General features: G+C 73.3%; 21 protein-coding genes and 1 tRNA gene. 11 read left to right on the top strand and 11 right to left on the bottom strand.

Annotation, left to right across the window (positions count from 1 at the left end):
- Positions 1 to 138 precede the first annotated feature (138 nt).
- The 5 genes from ABEA93_RS39470 to ABEA93_RS39490 all read left to right on the top strand — a co-directional run bounded on the left by ABEA93_RS39470 (position 139) and on the right by ABEA93_RS39490 (position 3,665).
- On the top strand, positions 139 to 1,536 hold the full coding sequence (locus ABEA93_RS39470) for a hypothetical protein (RefSeq protein WP_345680817.1): 1,398 nt from the start codon (positions 139 to 141) through the stop codon (positions 1,534 to 1,536).
- A 240-nt stretch (positions 1,537 to 1,776) separates the two neighbouring features.
- Positions 1,777 to 2,244 (top strand): tRNA adenosine deaminase-associated protein, encoded by a 468-nt coding sequence (locus ABEA93_RS39475; protein ID WP_345680818.1) that lies wholly within the window; start codon positions 1,777 to 1,779, stop codon positions 2,242 to 2,244.
- A gap of 62 nt (positions 2,245 to 2,306) precedes the next feature.
- Complete coding sequence (tadA, locus tag ABEA93_RS39480) at positions 2,307 to 2,762, top strand: tRNA adenosine(34) deaminase TadA (RefSeq protein ID WP_345680819.1); 456 nt, start codon at positions 2,307 to 2,309, stop codon at positions 2,760 to 2,762.
- A gap of 10 nt (positions 2,763 to 2,772) precedes the next feature.
- A tRNA-Ser gene (locus tag ABEA93_RS39485) sits at positions 2,773 to 2,859 on the top strand.
- 176 nt (positions 2,860 to 3,035) lie between these two features.
- Positions 3,036 to 3,665, top strand: a complete 630-nt coding sequence (locus ABEA93_RS39490) for a histone deacetylase (protein WP_345680837.1) — start codon at positions 3,036 to 3,038, stop codon at positions 3,663 to 3,665.
- A 21-nt stretch (positions 3,666 to 3,686) separates the two neighbouring features.
- On the opposite strand, the gene ABEA93_RS39495 is transcribed toward ABEA93_RS39490, so the two are convergent.
- From ABEA93_RS39495 to ABEA93_RS39505, 3 genes are all read right to left on the bottom strand, one after another.
- Positions 3,687 to 4,088 (bottom strand): DUF2784 domain-containing protein, encoded by a 402-nt coding sequence (locus tag ABEA93_RS39495; RefSeq protein ID WP_345680820.1) that lies wholly within the window; start codon positions 4,086 to 4,088, stop codon positions 3,687 to 3,689.
- 186 nt (positions 4,089 to 4,274) lie between these two features.
- On the bottom strand, positions 4,275 to 4,904 hold the full coding sequence (locus ABEA93_RS39500) for a LytR C-terminal domain-containing protein (RefSeq protein ID WP_345680821.1): 630 nt from the start codon (positions 4,902 to 4,904) through the stop codon (positions 4,275 to 4,277).
- Positions 4,905 to 5,117: 213 nt separating this feature from the next.
- Positions 5,118 to 5,414 (bottom strand): type II toxin-antitoxin system VapB family antitoxin, encoded by a 297-nt coding sequence (locus tag ABEA93_RS39505; protein WP_235057682.1) that lies wholly within the window; start codon positions 5,412 to 5,414, stop codon positions 5,118 to 5,120.
- A gap of 188 nt (positions 5,415 to 5,602) precedes the next feature.
- On the opposite strand from ABEA93_RS39505, the gene ABEA93_RS39510 reads away from it, so the two are divergent.
- Both ABEA93_RS39510 and ABEA93_RS39515 read left to right on the top strand, forming a co-directional pair.
- A complete protein-coding gene (locus ABEA93_RS39510; RefSeq protein WP_345680822.1) occupies positions 5,603 to 7,234 on the top strand; it encodes a helicase HerA-like domain-containing protein in 1,632 nt (543 codons plus the stop codon).
- Positions 7,235 to 7,289: 55 nt separating this feature from the next.
- Complete coding sequence (locus ABEA93_RS39515; RefSeq protein ID WP_345680823.1) at positions 7,290 to 9,251, top strand: hypothetical protein; 1,962 nt, start codon at positions 7,290 to 7,292, stop codon at positions 9,249 to 9,251.
- 96 nt (positions 9,252 to 9,347) lie between these two features.
- Here the strand turns inward: ABEA93_RS39515 and ABEA93_RS39520 are convergent, their stop codons facing one another.
- From ABEA93_RS39520 to ABEA93_RS39535, 4 genes are all read right to left on the bottom strand, one after another.
- Positions 9,348 to 11,219, bottom strand: coding sequence for an AAA family ATPase (locus tag ABEA93_RS39520; protein WP_345680824.1), 1,872 nt, complete (start codon positions 11,217 to 11,219; stop codon positions 9,348 to 9,350).
- Between the two features lie 125 nt (positions 11,220 to 11,344).
- Complete coding sequence (locus ABEA93_RS39525) at positions 11,345 to 12,793, bottom strand: DUF2201 family putative metallopeptidase (protein WP_345680825.1); 1,449 nt, start codon at positions 12,791 to 12,793, stop codon at positions 11,345 to 11,347.
- A gap of 163 nt (positions 12,794 to 12,956) precedes the next feature.
- Entirely contained in the window at positions 12,957 to 14,474 is a 1,518-nt protein-coding gene (locus ABEA93_RS39530) for a hypothetical protein (RefSeq protein WP_345680826.1), read from the bottom strand.
- Positions 14,471 to 16,870 (bottom strand): hypothetical protein, encoded by a 2,400-nt coding sequence (locus tag ABEA93_RS39535; protein WP_345680827.1) that lies wholly within the window; start codon positions 16,868 to 16,870, stop codon positions 14,471 to 14,473. Before ABEA93_RS39535 ends, ABEA93_RS39530 begins: the two co-directional genes overlap by 4 nt.
- Positions 16,871 to 17,074: 204 nt before the next feature.
- On the opposite strand from ABEA93_RS39535, the gene ABEA93_RS39540 reads away from it, so the two are divergent.
- Positions 17,075 to 17,584 (top strand): DinB family protein, encoded by a 510-nt coding sequence (locus tag ABEA93_RS39540; protein ID WP_345680828.1) that lies wholly within the window; start codon positions 17,075 to 17,077, stop codon positions 17,582 to 17,584.
- Between the two features lie 77 nt (positions 17,585 to 17,661).
- On the opposite strand, the gene ABEA93_RS39545 is transcribed toward ABEA93_RS39540, so the two are convergent.
- Positions 17,662 to 18,540 carry a sigma-70 family RNA polymerase sigma factor gene (locus tag ABEA93_RS39545; protein WP_345680829.1) on the bottom strand — a complete coding sequence of 293 codons (879 nt, stop codon included), beginning with the start codon at positions 18,538 to 18,540 and terminating at the stop codon, positions 17,662 to 17,664.
- 4 nt (positions 18,541 to 18,544) lie between these two features.
- On the bottom strand, positions 18,545 to 18,850 hold the full coding sequence (locus tag ABEA93_RS39550; RefSeq protein ID WP_345680830.1) for a hypothetical protein: 306 nt from the start codon (positions 18,848 to 18,850) through the stop codon (positions 18,545 to 18,547).
- Positions 18,851 to 19,122: 272 nt separating this feature from the next.
- Here ABEA93_RS39550 and ABEA93_RS39555 point away from each other — a divergent pair, with 272 nt between their 5' ends.
- Positions 19,123 to 19,881, top strand: a complete 759-nt coding sequence (locus ABEA93_RS39555; RefSeq protein ID WP_345680831.1) for an SDR family NAD(P)-dependent oxidoreductase — start codon at positions 19,123 to 19,125, stop codon at positions 19,879 to 19,881.
- 109 nt (positions 19,882 to 19,990) lie between these two features.
- Positions 19,991 to 20,833: a sugar phosphate isomerase/epimerase family protein gene (locus ABEA93_RS39560; RefSeq protein ID WP_345680832.1), complete on the top strand. Its 843-nt coding sequence runs from the start codon at positions 19,991 to 19,993 to the stop codon at positions 20,831 to 20,833.
- Between the two features lie 16 nt (positions 20,834 to 20,849).
- On the opposite strand, the gene ABEA93_RS39565 is transcribed toward ABEA93_RS39560, so the two are convergent.
- Both ABEA93_RS39565 and ABEA93_RS39570 read right to left on the bottom strand, forming a co-directional pair.
- Entirely contained in the window at positions 20,850 to 21,338 is a 489-nt protein-coding gene (locus ABEA93_RS39565; RefSeq protein WP_345680833.1) for a cytochrome P450, read from the bottom strand.
- Positions 21,335 to 21,514, bottom strand: coding sequence for a tRNA-dependent cyclodipeptide synthase (locus tag ABEA93_RS39570; protein WP_345680834.1), 180 nt, complete (start codon positions 21,512 to 21,514; stop codon positions 21,335 to 21,337). Before ABEA93_RS39570 ends, ABEA93_RS39565 begins: the two co-directional genes overlap by 4 nt.
- 82 nt (positions 21,515 to 21,596) lie before the next feature.
- On the opposite strand from ABEA93_RS39570, the gene ABEA93_RS39575 reads away from it, so the two are divergent.
- Positions 21,597 to 22,781 (top strand): IS701 family transposase, encoded by a 1,185-nt coding sequence (locus ABEA93_RS39575; RefSeq protein ID WP_345680835.1) that lies wholly within the window; start codon positions 21,597 to 21,599, stop codon positions 22,779 to 22,781.
- Positions 22,782 to 23,061: the final 280 nt, after the last annotated feature.

Genomic DNA, 23,061 nt, shown 5'->3' on the forward strand with positions numbered 1-23,061 from the left:
CGGGCCGGGACGGCGGGCACCGCGGTGGCCGCCCTTCGTGCAGGCGAAGTCGGGAGGACCGGCGGCGGGTCCCCGCGCCGGGCCGAGGTCGTGCGCGCGTCCGCACCCGCGGGGGCGGTATCCCGTGGTGCCGCCGCCGTGGCGGACGCCGAGGCGGGGCGTGGTCGACCCGTCGGGGATGCCTCCGACCCGGCGTCCGGGCAGCCCGGCGACTCGTCCTTCGACCGTGCGCACGGGCGCTTGGCCACGGGGGCGTCGGGGGGTGGCCGCAACGGGACGGCTGCCGCCGCCGCAGCGCGCTCGTCGCGATCGGGCGCGGACAAGGGCAAGGGCACGTTGGCGGATCGGCGCGGTGACCCGGCCTCGTCCGGTCGGCCGCACAGCGGCGGCGACGCGGCGCGGGCGCGGCCCGGCGCGCGTTCCGGTGAGCCGCGCGCGACCGGTTCGGCCGCCGGCAAGGCGCGTTCGGCTTCCGCGGCGCGAGGCGGTGACCAGGCCGGTGCCGACCGGCCGCGGAGCAAGTCCCGTGACACCGAACCCGCCTCGGCCGCAAAGCCCGCGCAGGCCAAGCGGCGCACGGGGCGGGCTCCCGCAGCCGACCCCGAGCGCGCGTCCGGGCCGGCCGACGGGCCGGACGCGACGGCGCGTACCCGAACCCGCGCGGGCAAGGCATCCCGCGGCGGCGGCAAGGCCTCGCGGGGCGGCGGCGCGACGTCCCGAGCCGGTGGCGAACGGGCGACCGACAGCGGCGCCGCCTCCTCTTCTTCTTCCTCTTCCTCCTCGGGTTCCGCAGGCCGCGCCGCGCCTGGCGAACGCCGCGCCGCGTCGTCGCGCCGCGCCCGGGACGCTGCCGCTTCCGACGAGCGGGGCACCGGTCGTCGGCGCCGCGCTGCCGCGGACGACCGCGGCTCCGTCTCACGCCGCGCGGCCAACGGTCTTGCCGCGGACCGCGGCGCCGGCGCCACGTCGAGCGAACGCGGCCCGGCGGTCGGCGGCCGCGGTGCCGCCGCCGCAGGATCCTCGCGCCGCGGCCGCAACAGCGCCGCCACGACGGACCAGCCCACTACCGCGCAAAGCCGCGAGGCCGACGGCACTGCCGCGGCGGCCGGGCGCGCTTCCTCCCGGACGCGCAGCGGGCCGGACGCCACCGCCGCCCAAGTCCGCGAAGCGGCGGTCGACGACGCCACCGCCGCCGACACCCGTGCCTCTGTCGGCCGGCGTTCCGCCTCCTCGCCCCACCGGCCCGGCACCGGCACTGGCGCCGCCGCCCAAGGCCACGCCGACGCCGACCCCGCCCCCGACGGCCACCCGGACGACGCCCCCGACCCCGTCTCCGGCGACGTCCCCGTCATCTCCACGCCCATCCGCGCGCCCGAAGGGCGGCCCGAGGAGACCGACGCCGAACGGCTGCGCCGACGGGCTTTGTTCCTCCGGGAGTTGGCCGAAGCACACGAGCTGCGGGAGCGGATCCAACCGCGCCGTACCCGCACCGCGCGCCTGCGGCAGATGATGCGGATGCGGACATTCCGCTACTGACACTCCGTCAGGTCGACAAACCCCCGCACGACGCACCGGGTCGGGCATCCCCAATCCGCGCGGAGACGCCCCCGTTTCTGCCACGATGCGGGAGGGAAGCACCACCGTGGTTCCGGGCCCGGAACCGGCCCCTCCCGTTTCGCGAGCCGGGGAAGGCGGCGGTGGGACCCGACAAAATCACGGCAGGGCGCGCGGACCGGGGAACCGGCCGCGCCGAGTCCGACGACCTGGGAGAGTCCGGTGGCGTACTTCGCCGCAGTGCTTGTGCGCACTGAACAGACATGGGAGGCGCGAGAGGTCGACCTCGACGACGTCGAGGACCTCGACGGGATCGCCGATCTCGCGCGCGCTTCTTCCGTCGACGAGGAGCCGGTCCTCGTGCTCGTCGAGCAGGAGGACACCTGGTTCGCCGTCGTCCGCGTGGACGGCGAAGAGGATCCGCGCATCTACGTCTCCGACGCCGCCGCGGTGGGCCGCAGCGCCTACGGCGACACCCTGTTGACCGCCGACGTCCTCGGGCACGACCCGGACGACGACGAGGAAGCGCCGCCGAGCGGCCCGGCCGGCGACGAGTCGGTCCTGGCCGACCTCGGCGTCACCGCCGACGAACTCGCCGAACTGGGCGGCGGCGGACGCCTCCCGGCCGACGCCCTCGTCGTCATCGCCGAACGCCTCGGCTGCGCCGACGAACTGGAGACCGTGCGTTGACGGACGTCCCGGATACCGCGCCGGACCGCCGAGGCCCGGTACGGACCCGGTACGAACCGTGGATGCGCCTCGCGCTCGACGAGGCGGCCCTGGCCCCGGCCACCGGCGACGTCCCCATCGGGTGCGTCGTCCTCGACCGCGACGGCGCGGTGGTCGGCCGGGGCCGCAACGAGCGCGAGGCGCACGGCGACCCGACGGCGCACGCCGAGATCGTCGCCCTGCGCGAGGCCGCCAAGGCGGTCGGCGAATGGCGGCTGTCCGGCTGCACCCTGGTCGTCACCCTCGAACCGTGCACGATGTGCGCGGGCGCGATCGTGCTGTCCCGAGTCGACCGCGTCGTCTTCGGCGCGTGGGACGAGAAGGCCGGCGCGGCCGGCTCACTCCGCGACGTCCTGCGCGACCGCCGCCTCAACCACCGCCCCGAAGTGATCTCCGGCGTCCTCGAAAACGCGTGCGCCGAGGTCCTCACCGCCTTCTTCCGCGAATCCGGTTTCGGAGCACGGGGTGACGTCGGGTAGGCTCTCCCTCGGTAGCGTGTCCGAGCGGCCTAAGGAGCACGCCTCGAAAGCGTGTGAGGGGGCAACTCCTCCGTGGGTTCAAATCCCACCGCTACCGCTCTCAGCAGTAAGGAAGCCGGGTTGGTCCGTAGGGACCGGCTCGGCTTTCCGCTTTTCGGGCGCGGGGATCCGGGGGATCGGGTCCGGGTGAGCGAGCCTCGGCGGCCGGTGCGGCCGGATGGTGTGGCGGCGGGGGTGCCGGGTCGGGTCTGGTACGCGGCGTATGCGTCGAACATGCATGCGGCGCGGTTCGCCTGCTACCTGCGTGGCGGCCGGCCCGCGGGCGGGGCGCGGGTGTATCCGGGGTGCCGGGATGCCGCGCCCCCGGGTCGGACGGTGCCGGTGGTGCTGCCGGGGCGGCTGTATTTCGCGTTGGAGTCGCAGGTCTGGACGGGTGGGCTGGGGTTGTACGACCCGTGCGACGGAGGGGAGGCGGTCGGCCGGGCGTACCTGGTCACCGTGGGGCAGTTCTCCGACATCGCGGCGCAGGAGATGCGCCGGCTGCCGGGCGGCGACCTCGATCCGGTGCGGGCCGTGCGGGACGGGAGGGATGCGTTCGGTCCCGTGCGGGACGGGAGGGATGCGTTCGGTCCCGGGCGCTACGAGACGCTGGTGTGCCCCGGGTGGCTCGACGGATTCCCCGTGCTCACCGTCACTGCCCCCTGGCGGAGCGGCGATGTGCCGGGGAACGCGCCGGCCGCGGCGTATTTGCGGCATCTGGGGGCAGGGCTGTGCGAGGCGCACGGGTGGACGGCGGAGCGGAGCGCGGCGTACCTGGCGGAGTGCCCGGGGGCGCGGGGCGTGTGGTCGCCGGGCGAGATCGCGCAGCTGCTGCGGGAAAGCCGGCTTTCGCCGGAGCGCTGACCGTCGCGGTGGCGCCGACCGTCACGAATGCCCGTGGTGCGGGCGGCCGGGATGCGGGTCCCCCGCCCGTCGGGCCTCGAGGCGGCGCCGCATCGGCACCGACCACGACACCAGGACGCATCCGGCGGCCAGCAGTTGGAGCAGCCGTGTGTAGCGCGCGGGATAGACGACGCCTTGGAAGTAGGTGTCGATGAAGCCGTGCGTGAGCTGCCGCTGTCCGCCCTGTTCGCGCGCCCAGTTCTCCAGCACGGTGAGCGGGCAGTCGACGGCCGTGACGACGATCGCCAGGCCCCACGCGGCGGCGAGGAGGTGCGGCCAGATCATCCGCGGGTGGCGCCAGGCCGGGAAGCCGCCGAACACGACGTAGCCGAGGAAGGCGAAGTGCACGACCACGGTGGCGTCGGCCAGGATCCGGTACCCCATACCGGTCCCATGCCCGGAAATCGGGCCGAATAGGGCTGCCTCCCGGGCCGGAAACGGCGCTGCCCCGCCGCGGACGTCTTGGGTTCTGATGAACGTCGCGCGGCGGGGCGGCGGAAGTGCCGGAGGCGGGTCCGAAGACCATGCCGAAGGCCGAAGGGGAGCCGACGGGGAGCCGAAGGGGAAAGGTCAGCAGTGCGCCGGCGTCGACGCCGCCGGAGCGGGCGGCGGGGCGAGGGCGGCCGCGGCCGCTTCCGGGGTGGCCAGGGTCTGGAACCCCTCGCCGAGGACGAGGTCGACCGACCCGTCGGTGCGGGCGTCCTCGACGGCCTGGGTGCCGGCCAGGTGGGCGGCGACGACGGTGCTCGGGCCCTTGCCGGGCACGCCGGCGCGGAGTTGGCCGGGTCCGGTGACCTGCTGCTTGAGCGGGTCGTTGGTGACCTTGCCGATCACGAAGCCGCGCTTCTTCAGCTCGTCGGCGACGCCCTTGGCCAGGCCCTGCCGCTGGGTCGCGTTGTACACGTTGACCGTGATCGCGGACGGCGCGGGCAGGTTGGCGAGCGAGACCGGTTGGGCGGCCGGGGTCGCCGGTGCGCCGGAGGCGGAGGGCGACTTGCTCGGGCAGCCGGCGGCGGCGTTCGAGGACGAGTCGTCCTTCGTGAAGTGGTACACGGCGAACGCGCCGGTACCCAGCACGGTGAGCGCGACGAGGCACGCCACGACCACCGGCCACTTGCGGCGTCGGCGGGTCATCCGCGGGTAGATCTTGCCGGTGATCTTGTACTGACCCCGCATGCCGCGGGGAGTGAGCATGCTCATCGACGCGCCCCCATCCTCCTCGCGCCCCCGGCTGACGACCGGTCAGGGCGATGTGTGTGTGCGCGCCGGAACCCGGCGTCGGTCCCGGTCGCCGTGCTGCCGACACTAACGCCGCACCCCGCGAACGCGCGCGCGGGAGCCGGGCCTACGACCGCCGTCGGCTGCGCCGTCCGGGCGAGCCCGGACGGGTGGCGGCGGTTCCCCCCTCGCCCGTCAGCCGAGGTCGAGCACGCGGGCGTGGAGCACTTGGCGTTGCTGGAGGGCAGCGCGAACCGCGCGATGTAGCCCGTCCTCCAGATAGAGGTCGCCTTGCCACTTGACCACGTGGGCGAACAGGTCGCCGTAGAACGTCGAGTCCTCGGCCAGGAGAGTGTCCAGGTCGAGCTGGCGCTTCGTCGTGATGAGCTGGTCCAGACGCACCGGCCGCGGGGCGATGTCGGCCCACTGGCGGGCACCCGACCTCCCGTGGTCCGGGTACGGCTTGCCGTCACCGATCCGCTTGAAGATCACAGGGTGCAGCCTACCGGGGCCTGGGTGCGTGCGGTCCCCGCCGTGGCCTACTCGTCGCCGACTCGTGGGCTACTCGTCGATTCCGGCGGGCGCGTCGCGCGGCTTGGACCGGTGAACGAATGGGATATTTCTCTCGTATTGGTACGAATGGCTGGCGCATGCCGTCGGCGAGCGACGAGGGAGCGCCGATGGCGGGTCAGAGCGGCGGCACCGGCAGCGTCGAAAACGGCGGCGAGGGCGGCGGGAATCCCGCCGCGGTCGCCGCGATTTCCGACGGATACGCGTTCACCGGCCCCGCACTCGACCTCGGCGCGCTCGTCGTGGACGGCGCGGGCCACCGCGACGCGCAGATCCGCATCCCCCTCGGCATGCTCAACCGGCACGGCCTGGTCGCCGGGGCGACCGGCACCGGCAAGACCAAGACGCTCCAGCTGATCGCCGAGCAGCTCGCCGCGCAGGGCGTGCCGGTGTTCCTCGCCGACATCAAGGGCGACGTGTCGGGGATCTCGCAGCCCGGCGTGCCCAACGACAAGCTGCGGGCACGCACCGCGGAGATCGGGCAGGACTGGCAGCCACACGGCTATTCCACCGAGTTCTATGCGCTGGGCGGCCTGGGCACCGGCATTCCGGTGCGCGCCACGATCACCGCGTTCGGGCCGACCCTGCTCGCCAAGATCCTCGGCCTCAACGAGACCCAGGAGTCCTCGCTCGGCTTGGTCTTCCACTATGCCGACGAGCGCGGCCTCGAACTGTTCGACCTGAAGGACCTGCGCGCGGTCATCCAGCACCTCACGTCCGACGAGGGCAAAGAGGAGCTGAAGAACATCGGCGGCCTGTCGTCGGCCACCGCGGGGGTGATCCTGCGCTCGCTGATCACGCTGGAGAACAACGGCGGCGACGTGTTCTTCGGCGAGCCCGAGTTCGAGACCGCGGAGCTGCTGCGCACCACGGCGGACGGTCGCGGCATGGTGTCGGTCCTCGAACTCGACGCCGTGCAGGACAAGCCGCAGCTGTTCTCCACGTTCCTGATGTGGCTGCTCGCCGACCTGTTCGCCGACCTTCCGGAGGTCGGCGACCTGGACAAGCCGAAGCTGGTGTTCTTCTTCGACGAAGCCCACCTGCTTTTCAACGGCGCGTCCAAGTCGTTCCTGACCGCGATCACCCAGACCGTGCGGCTGATCCGATCGAAGGGCGTCGGGATCTTCTTCGTCACGCAGACGCCCAAGGACGTGCCCGGCGACGTGCTCGCCCAGCTCGGCAACCGGGTGCAGCACGCGCTGCGCGCTTTCACGCCGGAGGACGCGAAGGCGCTCAAGGCGACGGTGTCGACCTTCCCCAAGTCGTCGTACGACCTGGGCGAAGTCCTCACCCAGCTCGGCACCGGCGAGGCCGTGGTCACCGTGCTGTCCGAGAAGGGCGCACCGACCCCGGTCGCGTGGACCCGGCTGCGGGCGCCCGAGTCGCTGATGGGGCAGGTCGACGCGGCGCGGATGCAGGCCGCGGTGGCCGCGTCGCCGCTGCTGGCGAAGTACGGCACCGCCGTCGACCGGGAGTCGGCGTTCGAGAAGCTCACCGCCGCCCAGCAGGCCGCCGTGCGGCAGGCCGCGGACCAGGCGCAGGCGGACGAGCGCGCCAAGGCCGACGAAGCCGAGCGGAAGGACGCCGCCCGGGGCGACGGGGACGGGCGGCGCCGCGGCGGCAAGCAGGATCGGACGATGGTCGAGCAGATCATGAAGAGTTCGGCGGTCAAAGGCGCCGTCAACACCGCCGTGCGGGAGATCACCCGCAGTCTTTTCGGCACGGCCAAGCGGCGCCGCTGACACCCGCCGCTGACATACTCGGCCGGGTCGCCACCGTGCCCGACCCGGGGGAGAGATGTCCGCAAAGCCGCCCGTTCATTTGGTGATTGCCGCGTTGGCCGAACGCGACGCGGAGACGGCGGGGCGGGTGGTGCGCCGGGTGGCCGGTGCCATGGCGCCCGGCGCGTTCGCCGAACTGCTGGCGGTTCCGGTGGCGCTGCCCGACGCGTTCGTGCGGGTCGTCGCGGAGCACGGCGCGGCGGAGGACGTCGTCGCGCTGGCCGGCAACCCGCACCTGACCGCGCGGCAACTGGCCTGGCTCATCGAAGCGGGCGGCGAGGTCATACGCCGCAAGGCGTTCGATCCGGACCAGCCGCTGCCCTTCTCCGCCCGCACGCTCGCCGAGATGCGTGCGGAGGCGGAGGCATCGCCGGACGACGCGGATGCTCCGGGAGCGGCGCACGCCGGTGTGCCGGGGAACGCCGCCGACGGTGCCTGGCTGCGTATCCGGGAGGCGGATTGCGGTGCGGACGAGGCCGCCCGACTGCTCGCCGCGCACCCCGAGGTCGGGTACACGGCCAGGGTGCGTGCCGACCCCGCGCCCGGTTGGCGGTCCCGGCACGCCGACCTCCGGCCTCTCCTGCACGACCCCGACGTCCCGCGGGCGTCCAGCGCGGAGATCGCGCCGGCGGTCGAGTCCGCCCTCGCTCTCGGGGCCCTGGATCCCGCCGCGCTGTGGACCCGGATGTCCCCGGCGCTGGTCGCCGTGCAGGTGCTCGCCAAGCTCACCCGCGAGCACGCGGCGCAGTTCGCGCGAGAGTCGGACGTCGACGCGATGCTGCGCCCGCTTCTCGCCCGCACGCTCGGGACGAAGCCCGAGGCGTGGGCCGCGCTCGCGGCGCGCCTGGCCCGCGCCACGGTGCCGCTGTCCGAGCTGCTCGACGAGATCGCGGGCTCTCCGGACGACACCGCGGGCGCCGACGGCGCCGTCGGCGCCGCGCCGACGGTGATCACCGCGTCGGCGAAGGTCCGCCCCGCACTGCTCTTCCTGATCCGGCGCCTGGACATCGCGGATGTGGAGGCCGTGCTGCCGCATCTGGACGGCGATCTGGTCCGTGACCTGATCCAAGGCCACGTCCCCATCCCGGCCGAGGTGATCGACCTCGCGCACCGCAGCGGTCATCCGGTGCTCCTCGCGAAAGCCGCGGGGCACCAGCACTTGCGGGACACCGAAGCGCGCCGCCTCCAGGCGTACGAAGACCGGGCGCTCGACCGGATCCTCGCACTCAACAAGTCCGGGGTGAGCGCCGCCGTCCGGCGCGAAATCCTCGGCGGCGTCTCGCCGAGCGGCGGGCCGCGCCGGCCGATGGACCCGGAGCTGCGGCAGGCGGTCATCGACGACCCGGCCGCGGCCGAATGGTCGACCGCGGTCTACTCCGGCGACCCCGCGCTGGTCTGCGAGGCACTCCCGAAAGCCGCACGGCTGCGCCGCATCGACCAGCTCGACGTGGTCCTCGCGCTGTGGGAACGCGGCGGCGCGCAAGCGGTCGAGGGTGTCCTGACGTCGGTGCCGGACGGGCTGAGCGCGGTCATCGCCAAGAAGGCGGAAGCGGCGCTCGCCGCCGGGACTCGCGACACGCTGACCGCCGAACGCGCCAAGCTGCACGCCCGCGCCAAGCCGCCGGTGCCCCGGCCGCGCGACCAGTGGGACTACCCGCCGGACGAGCGGATCCGGGAGTTTCCGCTGGAAGCCCAGGACAGCCGCAATCAGTGGCTCCGGTTCGTGGACCCGGAGCCGCTCCTGGCCGTCGCCAACCCCGCGGCCGCGGCGCTGGCCGCGTTGCCCCGCCACTGCGCGGACGCCCGCGGCCCCGAGGTCTTCGCCGCCCTCGACTCCCACGCCGTCCGGCACTTGGGCACCGAGCCCGAGGCGTGGGCGGTGTTCGTGCAGCTCCTGCCGGAGTTCGCCGGCACGGTCGCCGAACTCGCCGAAGTGTGTGCGGCAGTCGGCACGCCGGCGGCGGGCGCCGAAGGCTGACCGGCCGGATCCGCCACCGGCCCCGCATGCCCGCGGGAATGCCGCGGCCGGGCGCCGGCCTCCGTCGGCACCCGGCCACCGTGTGTCCGTCCCGGCTCAGCCCCGCGGCATCCGCGCGAACGCGTCGATCCAGAACCGCTGCTTCTCCGCCGACTGCCCCACCAGGTAGCTCGACTTGAGCTTCGCCGGGAGGCAGGCCAGCAGGCGGGCGACCGTGTCGATGTGCTCGCGGAGCTGGGACAGCTCGGCGTTGGCGAGCACTTGGTGCACGACGTCCGTGTCGTTGGTGCCCTCGCCGGAGACCTCGTTGCCGGCGCGCAGGCGGGCTTCCCACGCCTCCAGGTCGGCGGCCAGGTCGCCGAGGCCGGTGCGCGGCTTGTCGGCGAGCCGGGCTTCCAGAGCGTTGAGCGGCACCGGGGCGTATTCGCCGTCGCCCAGGTAGACCTTCGCCATCTCCAGGTCCATGCCGCGCCGGTGGAGCTTGATGAGGCGTTCGAGGGTGCGCTTGGTGATCCACTCGCGGCCCTCGTCGTCGATGTCGCTCTTCCACCACTCCAGCACGGTCTCGGCGACCGGGCCGTAGGTGGCGATGAGCCACTCGTTGGCCGGGATGTCCTCCGGGCGGACCTGCAGCGACGCGGTGAAGCGGCTCGCCTGCGCGATGTTGTTGCGCGCGACGAGCATCTTGCGGCCGAGGTGGTACGGCGGGTTCTGCAGCGCGATCTGGGCGCGAAGCCCGGGAATCCGCCGCCCGGCGATCGACCACTCCTGGGTGATCTCCATGAGCTTGGCGAACGCCGACTTGTCCTTGGGCCGGTTGTACTCGTCCCACACGATGACCTTGTCGCCCGGCGCGGTGAAGCGCTGCGCGAGCAGGTTGTCGAGGGACCCGTCGATGGTGGGGACCGGCGCGCACAGGTCTTCCACGTTGGTGACGGGCAGCGAGAAGTAGATCGGGTCGTGGCCGAGTTCCTCGCGGACGACCTCGCGCACCACCTCGGTCTTGCCGCACCCGGGCGGGCCCTGGATGAGGACCGCCCAGCGGCGGGCGACCGCTTCGCGGACGACGCGGCGGACCGCGTCGGGGGTGTGGGCGTGGTTCGGGACGCCGAGCGCGGCGGCTATCCGGTCGAGGGTCTCGTCGGTGCGGTCCGGGCCGGGCGAGCCGTCCTTGAGCGGTTCGATCAGGCGCAGGCGGTCGCCGTTGAGCAGCGGGAGCCCCCATTCCAGGGGGAATCCGGCGAGCGCGCAGTCGAGGATGTGCTCGAGGGTGCGCGGCGACAGGAGCTGGCGCAGCGTGGGGGACAGCGCCGTCCACACCTTGAAGACACCGGTCAGGTCGGTGCGGGCGAACCGTTCGGCGAGCTTGATGCGCCAGGCGGTGTCCGTCGCGGTGATCTTGACGGTGACCATGCGGTCGAGGATCGCCAGGTCGCTGCGGCGCGCGGAGGTCTCGGTGAGGGACTCGTTGTCGGTGAGGAAGACGCCGATGCAGCCGAGCTCGCGCAGGTCGTACTCGCCGAGCGTCCAGTTGCAGGCGATCTGCATGAGCTGCGACTGGATGGTCTCGCCGGCCTGCAGCGCGTCGTCGATGAGCAGCACGAACTTGGTGCCGGGCCGCAGCTGCCGCATGATCAGCTGGCGCAGCACGAGTTCGTCGGTGCGGGGGTCCCGGACCGGCGCGTTGATCAGCAGGTCGTCGGGGGTGAGGTTGGCGGCCGGCACGAACACCAGCTCGGTGTCCGGGTAGTGCTCGGGGATGTGGGTGAAGAACGTGGCGGTCTTGCCGATGCCGTGCTCGCCGAAGATCTGCCCGGTCTGCCCGAGCTCGATCATCGCGTCGACGAACTCCTCGAGCTTGGACATGCCCTTCCAGCCGCGCGGCGCCTCGGGGTAGGTCGCGGTGGCCTTCCAGCGCGGGCGTGCCGGGCGGCTCCCGGTCTGCGGGGTGTCAGCGGTGATGGTCATGGGTCCTTCCGCACACAAGGCAGTCGTCACACAAGCAAGTCGTCGCACGGGCAGTCGTCGGCCGCGGGGTTCCGCGGTGGGGGCGGCGCGTACGCCGCGGGGTTTCCGGGCGGGACGGCGGTGGGTCAGTGGTCGCCGGTGACGACACGGTGGCAGGCCATCGGCGGGTTGTGCCGCTCGGGCCAGTCGTCGCCGCCGTCGGTGATCAGCCAGATCCACTTGTCGGGTTCGGCCGGGGTGATCGCCGGAGCGTAGCCGTCGGTGAGCATCAGGACGGCGTCGGCGGTGTCGTCGAAGCGTTCGCCGTCGACCGCGAGGCGGCCTTCGACGTAGTCGGCGACCTGCTGGAAGTCGGTGCCGCCGCCGCCGAACACGCGCTCGCCGGGCTTGAACGGCATGAGGGCGCCGTCGAAGCTCAGCCAGTGCGCTTCGACGCCGTCGGTGTGGCCGACCAGCTCGGTGAGCCAGTCGACGACGTGGGTGGGCATCGAGCCGGAGGTGTCGTAGGCGACGACGATGACCTTGGTGCGTTCCTGGCCGCGCCGGGCGAGCATCGGGTCGTGGCCGAGCGTGGCCAGCAGGGCGCCGCGCTTCTTCGGGTAGACCAGGCGTTCGCCGTCGCGCAGCTTGGACGCGAGGACGTCGACCAGCCACTGCTGCCACCAGTCGACCCGGCGGGTCTTCTGGGTCTCGCCGCGCAGGAAGCCCGCGCCGAGGTCGCCCCACAGTTTGCTGACGCTGTCGGTGGCGCCGTCGGTGCGCTTGAGCAGTTCGAGGAGTTCCTCGCGGGCCAGCCGCATGCCGCGGCGGGCGGACAGCAGGACGCCGCGCAGGACCTCGGAGGACACGCGGCGCACGGTCTCCGGGTCGAGTCCGTCGCCCTCTCCGGTGCCGTTGCCGAGCTGCAGGTGGATGCACAGCGGCGGCGGGACGGGCGGGTTCTTCATGCGCTTCAGCTCGGCGTAGACGAGGGCGTCGGTCTCGATGAACTCGTCGTACGGGAGCGGGGCCAGGTTCTGCTCGGTGAGGTCGGCGACGTAGGCCTCGTGCACCTTGCGCGGGTCGACGCCGGTGGGTTCCTCGGTGGCCTCGCCGGTGTCCGGGTCGGTGCGCCGCAGGGTCGGGAGTTCGGTGCGGCCGAGGCGGCGCAGGGCGACGTGGTTGATCGTCACTTCTGCGGCCAGGGTGAACACCGGGTCGGCGCGCAGCTCCGGGTCGGCGAACAGGTGGCGCTGGATGAGGTGCCGGGCTTCGTGGAAGAGCACGAACTTGACGCCGTCCAGGCCGAGGGCGACGAAGAAGTCCGGGTTGTAGAGCAGCAGGCAGGTGCCGTCGCCGGAGGCCATGACGGCCGCGGTATCGATGGCGGTGGTCGGAATCTGGTGGTGGCACTTGGTGTAGAGCCACGAGGCGATGACGCTGGCCTGCATGCCGAAGTCGAGCAGCGCCTGTTCTTTGAGCTCGCGTGCGCGGGCGACGGTCTCGTCGTCGGCCGGATCCCAGGCCTCCAAGGCCCGGCGGTCGGTCAGTTGGACCACCAGCGGCTTGGCGGCTTTGGTGTCGCCGTATGCCATGTCGATCACCTCCCCTCGTGTAGTGCAGATGGTTCCAGTCGGGGCTGACACCCGTCCAAGCAATTGACGCGCGGGCGGTGGGCTGGGGTTCCGGCTTCGTCGCGTCCGGTTGGCCGGGCCGGGAGTCGGGGGTGCGGGTCGGGGTGCGGGGTGCGGTTGCGGGTCAGGCGCTCACCGCCTCGACGGTATCGGCGAGTTCACGGAGGGTGCCGTGGAAGTCCGGGAGGAGGTGGGCGGCGATCACCCAGGCTTCCACGTCGTCGGTGAAGCGGGCGAACAGGGTGTGCAGGTGTGCGGCGGCTTCGGCGTGGACTTCGGGGAGAACGGCGTGCACGTCGGCGAGGGCGTCGAAGGCGCGGGCGGCAGGGTGGGCGAGGTCGACGAATTCGGCGGCGGTGATGTCGTGGTCGGCCAGCGCGGTCAGGTACCAGGCGGGCTGCGGGGTCTGCCAGGCCCGGTGGGCTATGCGCAGGGGATGGCGCAGTGCGGTCAGCGCGTACGGCCGACCGCGGCCGCCCATGATGTCGGCCGCCACGGGGATCGCATGGCAGGCGGCGAGTCTCAGGGAATCGGGGCACGCGAGGTTGTTGGCCAGCACGGCCAAGGTGCGCTCGGGAAAGGGGTCGCGGGCATGCGCCGTCTCGATGGCCGGCCACGCACCGGCCGGAATGGGGAGGTCGGCAGCCGGCGGTTGCGCGCGTAGGGCCGCGACGACGTCTTCGGGCGACGTGCCGTCGTCCCCCGGAGCGGGCGTCCAGCGCGGGAATTCCGCGAGGACGAGGTCGACGACCGCGGGGTCAGGGTGCGCGAGCATGCGGCGCATGCTGCGGCGCGTTTGGAGGAGCTGCGGGACGAGCGTCTTGGCCATGGCGGGGGCGGCGCGCAGGGCGGGGACGACCAGCGATGCGGGCAGCCCGGGCATCTGCGCGAACGTGCTGAGCATCGCGACCGGGGCGCCGCGCACGATCCGGTCGGCGATCCGCGGTGGCGCGTAGCGGAGCAGGCCGGCGGGACTGGTGAACTCCCAGTGCACGGCGCGGCCGGGGGCGGCCCCGACCGCGGGGGTGGTCGCCGGGTCGCGGACGGCGGCGCACAGTTCCGGGAAGGTGCCGGGGAAGTAGGGGCCGACCGTGACGAGCCGCTGCCAGGCGTCCGTGTCGTCGCCGGGCAACAGGGCGGAGGCCTCGTGGAAGAGGAGGCGGATGGGGTGCAACCACTTGCCGTAGGTCGTGGCGTAGCGCTCCAGGACCCGGACGGCCGACCACGCGGGTGTGGCTTCGTGGAGCACTTGGTACGGGGTGACCACGCCGCGCTGGAGGGCGGCGGCGAGGGTGGCCGTGCCGTGCCCGCGGCGGCTGGTGGAGTGCGCGGTGACCAGGGCCAGGGCGGCGTGTGCGGGGCAGTCGGGGCGGGCGACGAGGCCGGCGCCGATGACGTCGGGGAAGGGGGCGCGGCGGTGTTCGGCGGTGATGAGGTCCCAGTCGGTGACGACGACGCCGTCCAGGACGTAGCGGGGGTCTTTGCCGCGGCCGGAGCGCAGCCGGGCGATGACGTCGCCGGGGGCTTGGCCGGCCGGGGGTTCGGGCGGGGGCGGTTGCGGGAGGTCGAGGCGGGTCGCGGCGGCGGCCCGCGTCGGCGGGTCGGCGTACCGCAGGAGCGGGTGGCCGTCCGCAGGGGTCATGCGGCCGCCCGGGCGGTGGCGGCGAGTTCGGCGAGGGTGGCGGCGGGGCGGTCGGCGAGCATCCGGGCGAGGATCGTCCAGGCGTCGAGGGCGTCCGCGGTGTCGCCCAAGGTGTCGCCGAGCAGGCGGGCGACGGCGCGGGCCAGCGGGGGATGGTGGGCGGCCGCGTCGACGGTCTGGGCGGCGTCGGAGACCGCGGTGAACTCGTCCGCGGTGATGGCGCCGGACTTCAGGGCCGCGAACGCGTTGTCCCAGACGAGCGGCGCGTCGCCGAGGACGTCCGTGACGAGGGGGCGGTGCCAGGCGAGGGCGGCGCCGTGGATCGAGCGGCGGCCTTCCGAGGGGTCCGCGGCGTCCCGGTGCAGGCGGCCCAGCTCCAGGGGGAAGTCGGGGCGTTGGGCGAGGGAGTGGACGACGTAATTGGCGATGCCGCCGCTGCGGACCCGGGTGAGGACGTCGCTCCAGTCGAGTCCGGGATCGCCGTGCACGTGGTCGTGTGTGGAGCCCTGCACGGTGTAGGCGAAGTTCGGGTCGGACAACAGCTTTTCCGTCGTACGCCGGTGCTCGGCAAGGGCCTCGGCGATCGGTGCGGCCGACCCCGTCTCGCGCGCGGCGGCCACCGCGTCGCCGGGCAGCCCGTCGAGGGCGGCGAGTCCGTGCGTTTCGGCGATGCGTGCCGCGGCGCGCAGCTGCCGGATCCCGGCGGCTCTGCCGGTCGCGGTCGCGGCGTGCCGGAGGAGTTCGAGGTCGGGTGAGGCGAGCAGCGGCCAGATGTCGAGGTTGCGGGCCTGGCGGAGTTCGGTGCGCAGGTCGTCGGTGATGCCGTCGATGGACAGGATGTATTGGCGGAGCGCGAACGGGCAGCGCGGATTGCGGTAGGCGGTCGAGGCGATCTCCCGGTCGCCGGACAGCACCAGCGGGGTGAGCAGGTCCTGGCGCAGGTCGGGGTTGGCGGCGAGGACGCGGTGGGTGAGGGGGCCGCCGTGCGCGAGGGCGTGGTCGGCGACGTCCTGCGGGAGTTCGCGGGCGCCGGCGACCGGGGCGAGGTGCTCGTCGGAGAGGAATTCCAGTGCTGCGGCGGTGTGTTCGGGCCCGGCGATGCCGATGAGCGTGGCGTAGGCCCAGGCGGCCTGGCGGCCGGGGCGTTTGGCAGCGGAATCGGCGGACGGCGGTTCTGCGGCGAGGAGTTCGGCGGCACTGCCGGTGAAGTCGGGCAGTGCGGCGTACAGGTGGCGCCAGCCGCCGGGGTGGGCGAGGTGCCGGAGCAGCAGCGGCCGGATCAGCCGGATCGCGTGTGCTTGGGCGGCGACCGCTTCCACGCCGCCGTGCACGAGGGCGGTGAGGGCGAGCCGGGCCGGGCGTGCGGTGGTGAGCAGGTGTTCGGGGGCGAGCGACCCGGCGGCGAGTCCGCGCAGGAGGACGGTTTTGGTCAGGGTGTCCTCATCGACCGCCGTGCAGTGCGCGAGGACGTCGGGTCCGGGGTCGCCGACGAACTGCACGGCGCGCGGGTGGGTGTCGAGCAGGGCCGCGCGGAACGCGTCGGGGCAGCGGGGGTGTTCGACGAGGGCGACGGCGGCGCCCCAGGGCAGCGGCGCGGCCAGGTGCCGCATGTGGAGGGTCTGCCAGCCGGGGTGGAGGACGTTCCGCAGCAGCCCGCGGCCGTGTGCGGTGCGCTTGGCGAGGCTCAGCCGGTCGAAGAGCGTCTCGGGCCGGGCTTCCTGGGCGACGGCCTGGTCCAGCGTGCCGGGGCGGCTTCGGCCGTGGACGATCTCTTCGGCGGTGCCGGGCGGCAGGCCGTGCGGTATCCGCACCGGAGCGGTGTCGAGGACATGGCGCACTTGGGCGCGCCGGTTGTGGAGGGCGCCGAGCCGCCACGCGGCGTGCGCGCGGGTCAGCTCGCCGCCGTAGGCGGCGCCCACCGCGCCGGACACCAAGGCCCAGAACAGCAGGTCGGGATCGGCCGCGGACAGCGCGGCGTGCAGGTCGTCGCGGGCGCCCTCGGCGAAGATCCGGTCGCGGAGTCCGGCGGCGAGCGGCAGCAGCTCGGGCGTGTCCGGAGGCCGGGGCGCGAACCGCCGCTGCGCGAGGACCGCCTGCCGGAGCGCGGGCCAGTCGCTGCGGGCGAACAGCACGGCGTTGACCTCGGGGTCGTCGCGTTCCAGCAGCCGCAGCAGCAGGTCGGGGTCGCCCGGCCCGTTCCGCGGCCATTTGCGCACGTGGTACGGGCCGACGACACCGTCCGTGTCGCCGCGCCGCACCGCGTGCTCGACCAGCGCCGGCGGCAGTGCGGTGTTCGACCCGACCGGACCCGGCCCCGGCACGCCGAGCCGGCCCAGCACGTCGGCGCCCAGGTCGCGGCCGGTGTGCCAGAACAGCGCGCGCGGCGCGGAATCCATGCGGTCCCTCTTCTGTCGCAGCATCGGTCGCGGCCTCGTGCGGGGCGGATGTGCGGCCGCCCGTGCAGGTCCCACATTGTGTCCCGGAGGCGGTGCGCCGGGCAGCCCGGTTTTCGGCGCGTTGCCGCGGCGCCCCGGGCGATTGCGGCGATGCTGGGGACGGGCCCGGCCCCGGGTCCGCGCCGTTCCGAAAGGCCGGGTCCGATGACCGCCGACACGCAGCAGCTCAGCCGGGAACGCCAGGACTTCCTGCAGACCCTGGCCAAACACCGCGGCTTCCTCCGCTACACCACGGAAGGCCTGACCGACGCGCAGGCCGCGCAGCGCACCACGGTCAGCGAACTGACCCTCGGCGGGCTCGTCAAGCACGTGGCGGACGTGGAGGCGCGGTGGATGCGGTTCGCGGTCGGCGGCGCGGCCGCGATGCGCAGCGAACCGGTCGACTGGGAGAACCAGTTCCGCATGGGCGAGGGCGAGACGCTGGCCGGGCTGCTGGCCGCGTACGACCGGGTCGCGGCGGCCACCGACGAACTGGTCGCCACCCTTCCCGACCTGGACGAGGCGCACCCGCTGCCGGAAGCGCCGTGGTTCGAGCCCGGCGCGAGCTGGTCGGTGCGCCGGGTGCTGCTGCACGTCGTCGCGGAAACCGCGCAGCATGCCGGGCATGCGGACATCCTCCGCGAGGCGATCGACGGGCAGAAGACGATGGGCTGACCCCGCCCGGCCGACGACGCGGTTCCGCACCGCCCGCCCGCGCGGGCCCCGGCCGGTGTGCCGGGGCCCGCGTGCGGTCAGGAGCCGTCCGGCACCTGGATGCCCAGGGCGGCGAGCCGCTTGGGGTCGGCGATGATGTGCAGCTCGGCGACCTTGCCGTCGGCGAACGTGTACGCCATGAGCGCCGTGGGCTTGCCGTCCGTCTCGCTGAGCAGCCCCACCGCGCCGTTGACGACCACGACCCGGCCGCTGGTGACGAACTTGCCGTACATGACGGCGCGTCCCGCCACCGCCGCGGCGCCGCGCACGTATTCCAGGACGCCCACGCCGGTGTCCACGCGCAGGACGATGCCCGGGTCGAGGATCTCCAGCAGTGCTTCGAAGTCGCCGCCGCGCGCGGCGGCCAGGAACGCGTCGACGACCTTGCGCTGCCGCGGCAGGTTCGGCTCGCCGCGCGGCACTTCGCCCCGCACCTTGCGGCGGGCCCGGCTGGCCAGCTGCCGGGTGGCGGCGGGCGTCTTGTCCACGATCGGCGCGATGTCGTCGAACGGCACCGCGAACATGTCGTGCAGCACGAACGCGACACGTTCGGCGGGCGGCAGCGTGTCGAGCACGACGAGCATCGCCATGCCGATCGAGTCGACCTGCTCGGCCTCGTGGGCCGGGTCGCTCGGTGCGTCGGTGACCACCGGGTCGGGCAGCCGGGTCTCCAGCGAGTCCTCGCGGCGCGAGGTGCGGGACCGCAGCATGTCCAGGCACACCCGGCCGACCACGGTGGTCAGCCAGCCGCCCAGGTTGTCCACCCCGGACACGTCCGTGCGGCTGAGCTTGAGCCAGCCTTCCTGGACGGCGTCCTCGGCGTCGCTGAGCGAACCGAGCATGCGGTAGGCGACCGCGCGGAGGTGGCTCCGGTTCTCCTCGAACCGGGCGGCCAGCTCGCCCTGGGTGGCGGGCACGGGGTCAGCCGGCCTTGCGGTCGGCGAGGACATACGCCGCGGCGGCGACGCCGCCGGACACCGCGAACACCGACGGCCAAGCGCCGATCTTCTTGGCGAGCGGGTGCGACGCGCCGAACGCGGCCGTGTACAGGCCGGTCAGCGCGACCGCGGTCGGGACGCCCGCGCTGCGCGCCCACTGCTTGGCGGCGACCGCGCCGGCGGCGGCGAGGACGGCGCCGCCGAGCGGGCGCTGCTTGCTGAAGCGGGCGACGGCGTAGCCGCCGACCAGGCCGGTCGCGGCGATGGCGGCGGTGGGAATGCGGGCCATGGGTGCTCCTCGGGCGTGCTCGGGTCCTGCGCGTCGGCCGGCCCGCCGCCCGCGGACGGGTCCCGCGGACACAGGTGACCGGCCGGTACGAACGTAGCCCGCCGCGGACCCGGGCGCGTCGGCGGCGTCCGGTTCACGCGGTGCCGGGCCGTCCGTGCGGCGGTTCCGGGGCTGCGATGCGGTACCCATCGCAAAGCTTGACTGGTACAACGACCGGGTCGGGTGCGCGCCCGATGCCCATGCCGTACTCGGTGCCGTACTTGGAGGATGCCATGCCCAACCCCACGTTCCGGCTCGACGGCAAGGTGGCCGTGGTCACCGGCGGCAGCAAAGGCCTCGGCCGGGCGATGGCGCTCGGCTTCGCGGAGGCGGGCGCGGATGTGGTGGTGTCCAGCCGCAAGGCCGACGCGTGCGAGGCGGTGGCCGCCGAGGTCCGGGCGCTGGGCCGGGCCGCGCTGGCGGTGCCGTGCCACGTCGGCGACTGGGACGCGTGCGCGGCGCTCGTGGACCGCACGGTCGCCGAGTTCGGCCGGATCGACGTGCTGGTCAACAACGCGGGCATCGCGCCGGTGGCGCCGTCGCTGAAGGCGGTCACGCCCGAGCTGTTCGACAAAACGATCGGCGTGAACCTCAAGGGCCCCCTGCGGCTCACCGCGCTGGCCGCCGAGCACATGCCGTCCGGCGGCACGGTGATCAACATCAGCTCGAAGGCGTCGACCCATCCGACCCCGCTGACCACGGTGTACGCGGCGGCGAAGGCCGGGCTCAACGCGCTGACCATCGCCACCGCGCAGGAGCTGGCGCCATGCGGTATCCGGGTCAACGCGATCGTCTGCGGCATGTTCCGCACCGACAGCCTGGCGCGTTCGCTGCCCGACGAGGCGGCGGAGCGGGCGATGGCCGGCCGTGTCGCGCTGGGCCGGATCGCCGACCCGACGGAGATCGTCGGCACCGCGCTGTACTTGGCCACCGACGCGTCGGGCTACCTGACGGGACGGCTGATCAGCCTGGACGGCGGCGGGAGCGCCTGACCGCGTCCCGCCCCGCGCGGGTCTTCCACCCGCGGCCTCCGACTCCTATCATGACCGGACTTTCGACCACGGAGTACGAATACTCATACCCGCGGGAGCGTGGTGCGCTATGTGGAAGCCCGACGACCTCGTCCTGTGCGCCGGCACCGTCCTCGGCAGCGGCTTCCGCGAGCGCGTCGAAGCGGCCGCCGCGGCGGGCTACTCCGGCATCACGCTGTGGGCCCAGGACTGGCGGCAGGCCCAGGACGCGGAAGGCCTGACGCCCGCCGACATGCGCGCCATGCTCGACGACCACGGCCTGCGGATCGGTGAGCTGGACGGTGTCACCGACTGGCTGCCGGGCCCCGTCTCGGCGGGCGAGTACGCGGTGCCCGCCGACCTCTTCTGGGAGATCGCCGAAGGCGTCGGCGGACGCTCGCTCAACGTCGTGGAGATCGCCGGAGCGCACGTCGAACCGGAGGCCGCCGCCGAGGCGTTCGCCGCGCTGTGCGACCGGGCCGCGGACCACGGGCTGCTCGTACACCTGGAATTCCTGCCCTGGTCCGGCATCCCCGACCTCGCCGCGGCGGTCCGCATCGCCGCGCTCGCGGACCGCCCCAACGGCGGCGTCCTCCTGGACACCTGGCACCTCTACCGGTCCGGCGGCAGCGCCGCCGACCTCACCGCGGACGCCGCCCGGCACATCGTCGGCATCCAGATCAGCGACGCCCCGGCGCCCGCCCGGTCCGACGCGGACGCCGCGGCGATGATGGACGAGACGATGAACCGCCGCCTGCCGCCCGGCGAAGGCGCCGCCGATGTCGCCGGAGTGCTGCGGGCCCTGCGCGCCGCGGGCGTCGACGCGCCCGTCGGCGTCGAGGTGTTCTCCGCGGAACTCCGCGACGCCGGAACGGCCGAGGCCGCCCGCCGCTGCGCGGAGGCGACCCGGACCGTGCTGGCCGCGGCGCGCTGACCTGCCTTTCGGGGCACTACCAGTGCACGTGCAGGCGCTCCGGCAAGCGCTTCATGAAGCCCGTCCGCCAGACGAGTTGCTCGACCGGCACGGCCAGCCGCAGGTCCGGCATACGGGCGAGCAGGGTCTCCACCGCGATCTCGGCGTGCTTCTTGCCGAGGGCCGTCGCCGGGCAGTAATGCTGTCCGCCGCCGAACGACAGATGGGCGCCGCTGTTCTCCCGGGTCAGGTCGAAGGTGTGCGGGTCGGGGAAGGCCTCCGGGTCGAAGTTGGCGCCCTCGACCAGCACCAGCACCAACTCGCCCCGCTTGACGTGGGCATCGCCGAGCGTGACGTCCTCCAGCGCGATGCGGGGGAGTCCGTCGCCGATCGACAGGTTGATGCGCAGGAGTTCGTCCATCGCGGCGGGGATCTTCTGCGGATCGCCCCGTAGTTCGTCGCGCACCTCGGGATGCTGGATCAGCGACAGCAGCGCCATGGTGAGGAACGCGGACGTCGAGATCACCCCGGCGCCGAACAGCCCGAGAAGTAGCTGTTGCCGGGGGAGACCCCGATGACCGCGTGGTCGCCCTCGGCGTGGATGACCGCGCAGTGCGGGGTGAAGGGGCGGACGTCGAAAGGGGCGGCCGGGGGGGCGGAGCGGATTTCGAAGGTGTCGAAAGTATCGGTCGCGGTCGTCAACGGGAGAGCGTCCCTCGCCTGCGCCACTAGTACTGCAACGGTCTTTCCGTGACGGTTTGTCTTCGCGGTCGTTGATGCGGTCATGGGTGGGGTCGTCGATGATGTCCGTGTGTGGGCTGGGGAGTTGGAGAGGGTGCATGGGTGTTTCGTGCGCCGGTTTGGCAGGGTGGAGCCGCGGGAGACGGCGCTTGCCTATATGCGTGGGCTGGTCGCGCCGTTGGAGCGCAAGAACGGGTGGACGCTGGCGGAGGAGGCCGGGCATGGCGGTCCGGACCGCATCCACCGGCTGCTGAACCGAATCGACTGGGATGCCGACGCTGTTCTGGACGACGTGCGCGGCTACGTCGTCGAGCACCTCGGTGATCCCGAGGCGGTGCTGATCGTGGACGACACCGGGTTCTTGAAGAAGGGCACACGCTCCGCCGGGGTGCAGCGGCAGTACTCCGGAACCGCGGGCCGCACGGAGAACTGCCAGGTCGGGGTGTTCCTCGCCTATGCCACCGCCCGGGGCCGCACGTTGATCGACCGGAGGCTGTATCTGCCGACGTCGTGGACCGAGGACCGCGAACGGTGCCGGGCGGGCGGGATCGGCGACGGGACCGGGTTCGAGACGAAGACGTCGATCGCGCGGGCGATGGTCGCCCGCGCGATCGACGACGGCATCCCGTTCCGGTGGGTGACCGCTGACGCCGGCTACGGCTACAGCAAGGGCTGGCGCTCCGAACTCGAACGCGCCGACGTCTTCCATGTGATGGCGACGACCCGCCACGACACGGTGGTCACGCGTTGGGCGGTCGACCACCCCGTCCGCGACTTGTTCCCGGGCTTGCCGCGGCAGAAGTGGAAGCGCCGTTCCTGCGGTGACGGCGCCCACGGCCGCCGGGTCTACGACTGGGCCCGTGTCGAAGTCCGGCCCTGGCACCGCCCCGACCGCAGGCATTGGGTCCTGGCCCGCCGCAGCGTCGCCCGGCCCGACGAGGTGTCCTACTACATCGCCTACTGTCCCGCCGACACCACACTGGACCAGCTCATACGCGTCGCGGGCAGCCGTTGGGCGGTCGAGGAGTGCTTCCAGACCGCGAAGCAGGAATGCGGCCTGGACGACTACCAGGTCCGCCGCTACGACGGCTGGCACCGCCACATGACCCTCGCGATGGCCGCCCACGCCGCCCTCACCGTCGCACGCGCCCGAGAACTGGACACCGGGAAAGCAGAAACGGATCCTCCGGCCTCGTCCACCTCAGCCTCGCCGAGATCAGACGCCTGATCCACCGCCTCACACAACGGCAACCAGCCCCCGTCGAACACATCCTCCACTGGTCCCACTGGCGCCGACGACGCCAACACCAAGCCCGCACCAGCCACTACAAACGACGAGGACACCCGCTCCCCACCTGACAGCACAAACACCGTTGCAGTACTAGGGCGCGTATCTGGTTGTGATCAACGAGTGGCTCGGGTGAGGTCGTTGATCCAGATCATGGAGGCGCGCAGGTGGAGGCCGGCGAGGTAGCTTTCCGGGGTCTTGTCGTACCGGGCCGCGATGC

Origin of the sequence: Yinghuangia aomiensis, assembly GCF_039542225.1 — a bacterium.
GTDB lineage: Bacteria > Actinomycetota > Actinomycetes > Streptomycetales > Streptomycetaceae > Yinghuangia > Yinghuangia aomiensis.

What these genes read in the sequence shown, in the direction of transcription:
- ABEA93_RS39520 (WP_345680824.1), bottom strand. Translation starts at nt 11,219, where the DNA reads ATGACCATCACCGCTGACACCCCGCAGACCGGGAGCCGCCCGGCACGC.
- ABEA93_RS39575 (WP_345680835.1), top strand. Translation starts at nt 21,597, where the DNA reads ATGGGTGGGGTCGTCGATGATGTCCGTGTGTGGGCTGGGGAGTTGGAG.
- ABEA93_RS39530 (WP_345680826.1), bottom strand. Translation starts at nt 14,474, where the DNA reads ATGACCCCTGCGGACGGCCACCCGCTCCTGCGGTACGCCGACCCGCCG.
- tadA (WP_345680819.1), top strand. Translation starts at nt 2,307, where the DNA reads ATGCGCCTCGCGCTCGACGAGGCGGCCCTGGCCCCGGCCACCGGCGAC.
- ABEA93_RS39525 (WP_345680825.1), bottom strand. Translation starts at nt 12,793, where the DNA reads ATGGCATACGGCGACACCAAAGCCGCCAAGCCGCTGGTGGTCCAACTG.
- ABEA93_RS39550 (WP_345680830.1), bottom strand. Translation starts at nt 18,850, where the DNA reads ATGGCCCGCATTCCCACCGCCGCCATCGCCGCGACCGGCCTGGTCGGC.
- ABEA93_RS39515 (WP_345680823.1), top strand. Translation starts at nt 7,290, where the DNA reads ATGTCCGCAAAGCCGCCCGTTCATTTGGTGATTGCCGCGTTGGCCGAA.
- ABEA93_RS39560 (WP_345680832.1), top strand. Translation starts at nt 19,991, where the DNA reads ATGTGGAAGCCCGACGACCTCGTCCTGTGCGCCGGCACCGTCCTCGGC.
- ABEA93_RS39555 (WP_345680831.1), top strand. Translation starts at nt 19,123, where the DNA reads ATGCCCAACCCCACGTTCCGGCTCGACGGCAAGGTGGCCGTGGTCACC.
- ABEA93_RS39500 (WP_345680821.1), bottom strand. Translation starts at nt 4,904, where the DNA reads ATGAGCATGCTCACTCCCCGCGGCATGCGGGGTCAGTACAAGATCACC.
- ABEA93_RS39540 (WP_345680828.1), top strand. Translation starts at nt 17,075, where the DNA reads ATGACCGCCGACACGCAGCAGCTCAGCCGGGAACGCCAGGACTTCCTG.
- ABEA93_RS39510 (WP_345680822.1), top strand. Translation starts at nt 5,603, where the DNA reads ATGGCGGGTCAGAGCGGCGGCACCGGCAGCGTCGAAAACGGCGGCGAG.
- ABEA93_RS39490 (WP_345680837.1), top strand. Translation starts at nt 3,036, where the DNA reads ATGCATGCGGCGCGGTTCGCCTGCTACCTGCGTGGCGGCCGGCCCGCG.
- ABEA93_RS39535 (WP_345680827.1), bottom strand. Translation starts at nt 16,870, where the DNA reads ATGGATTCCGCGCCGCGCGCGCTGTTCTGGCACACCGGCCGCGACCTG.
- ABEA93_RS39495 (WP_345680820.1), bottom strand. Translation starts at nt 4,088, where the DNA reads ATGGGGTACCGGATCCTGGCCGACGCCACCGTGGTCGTGCACTTCGCC.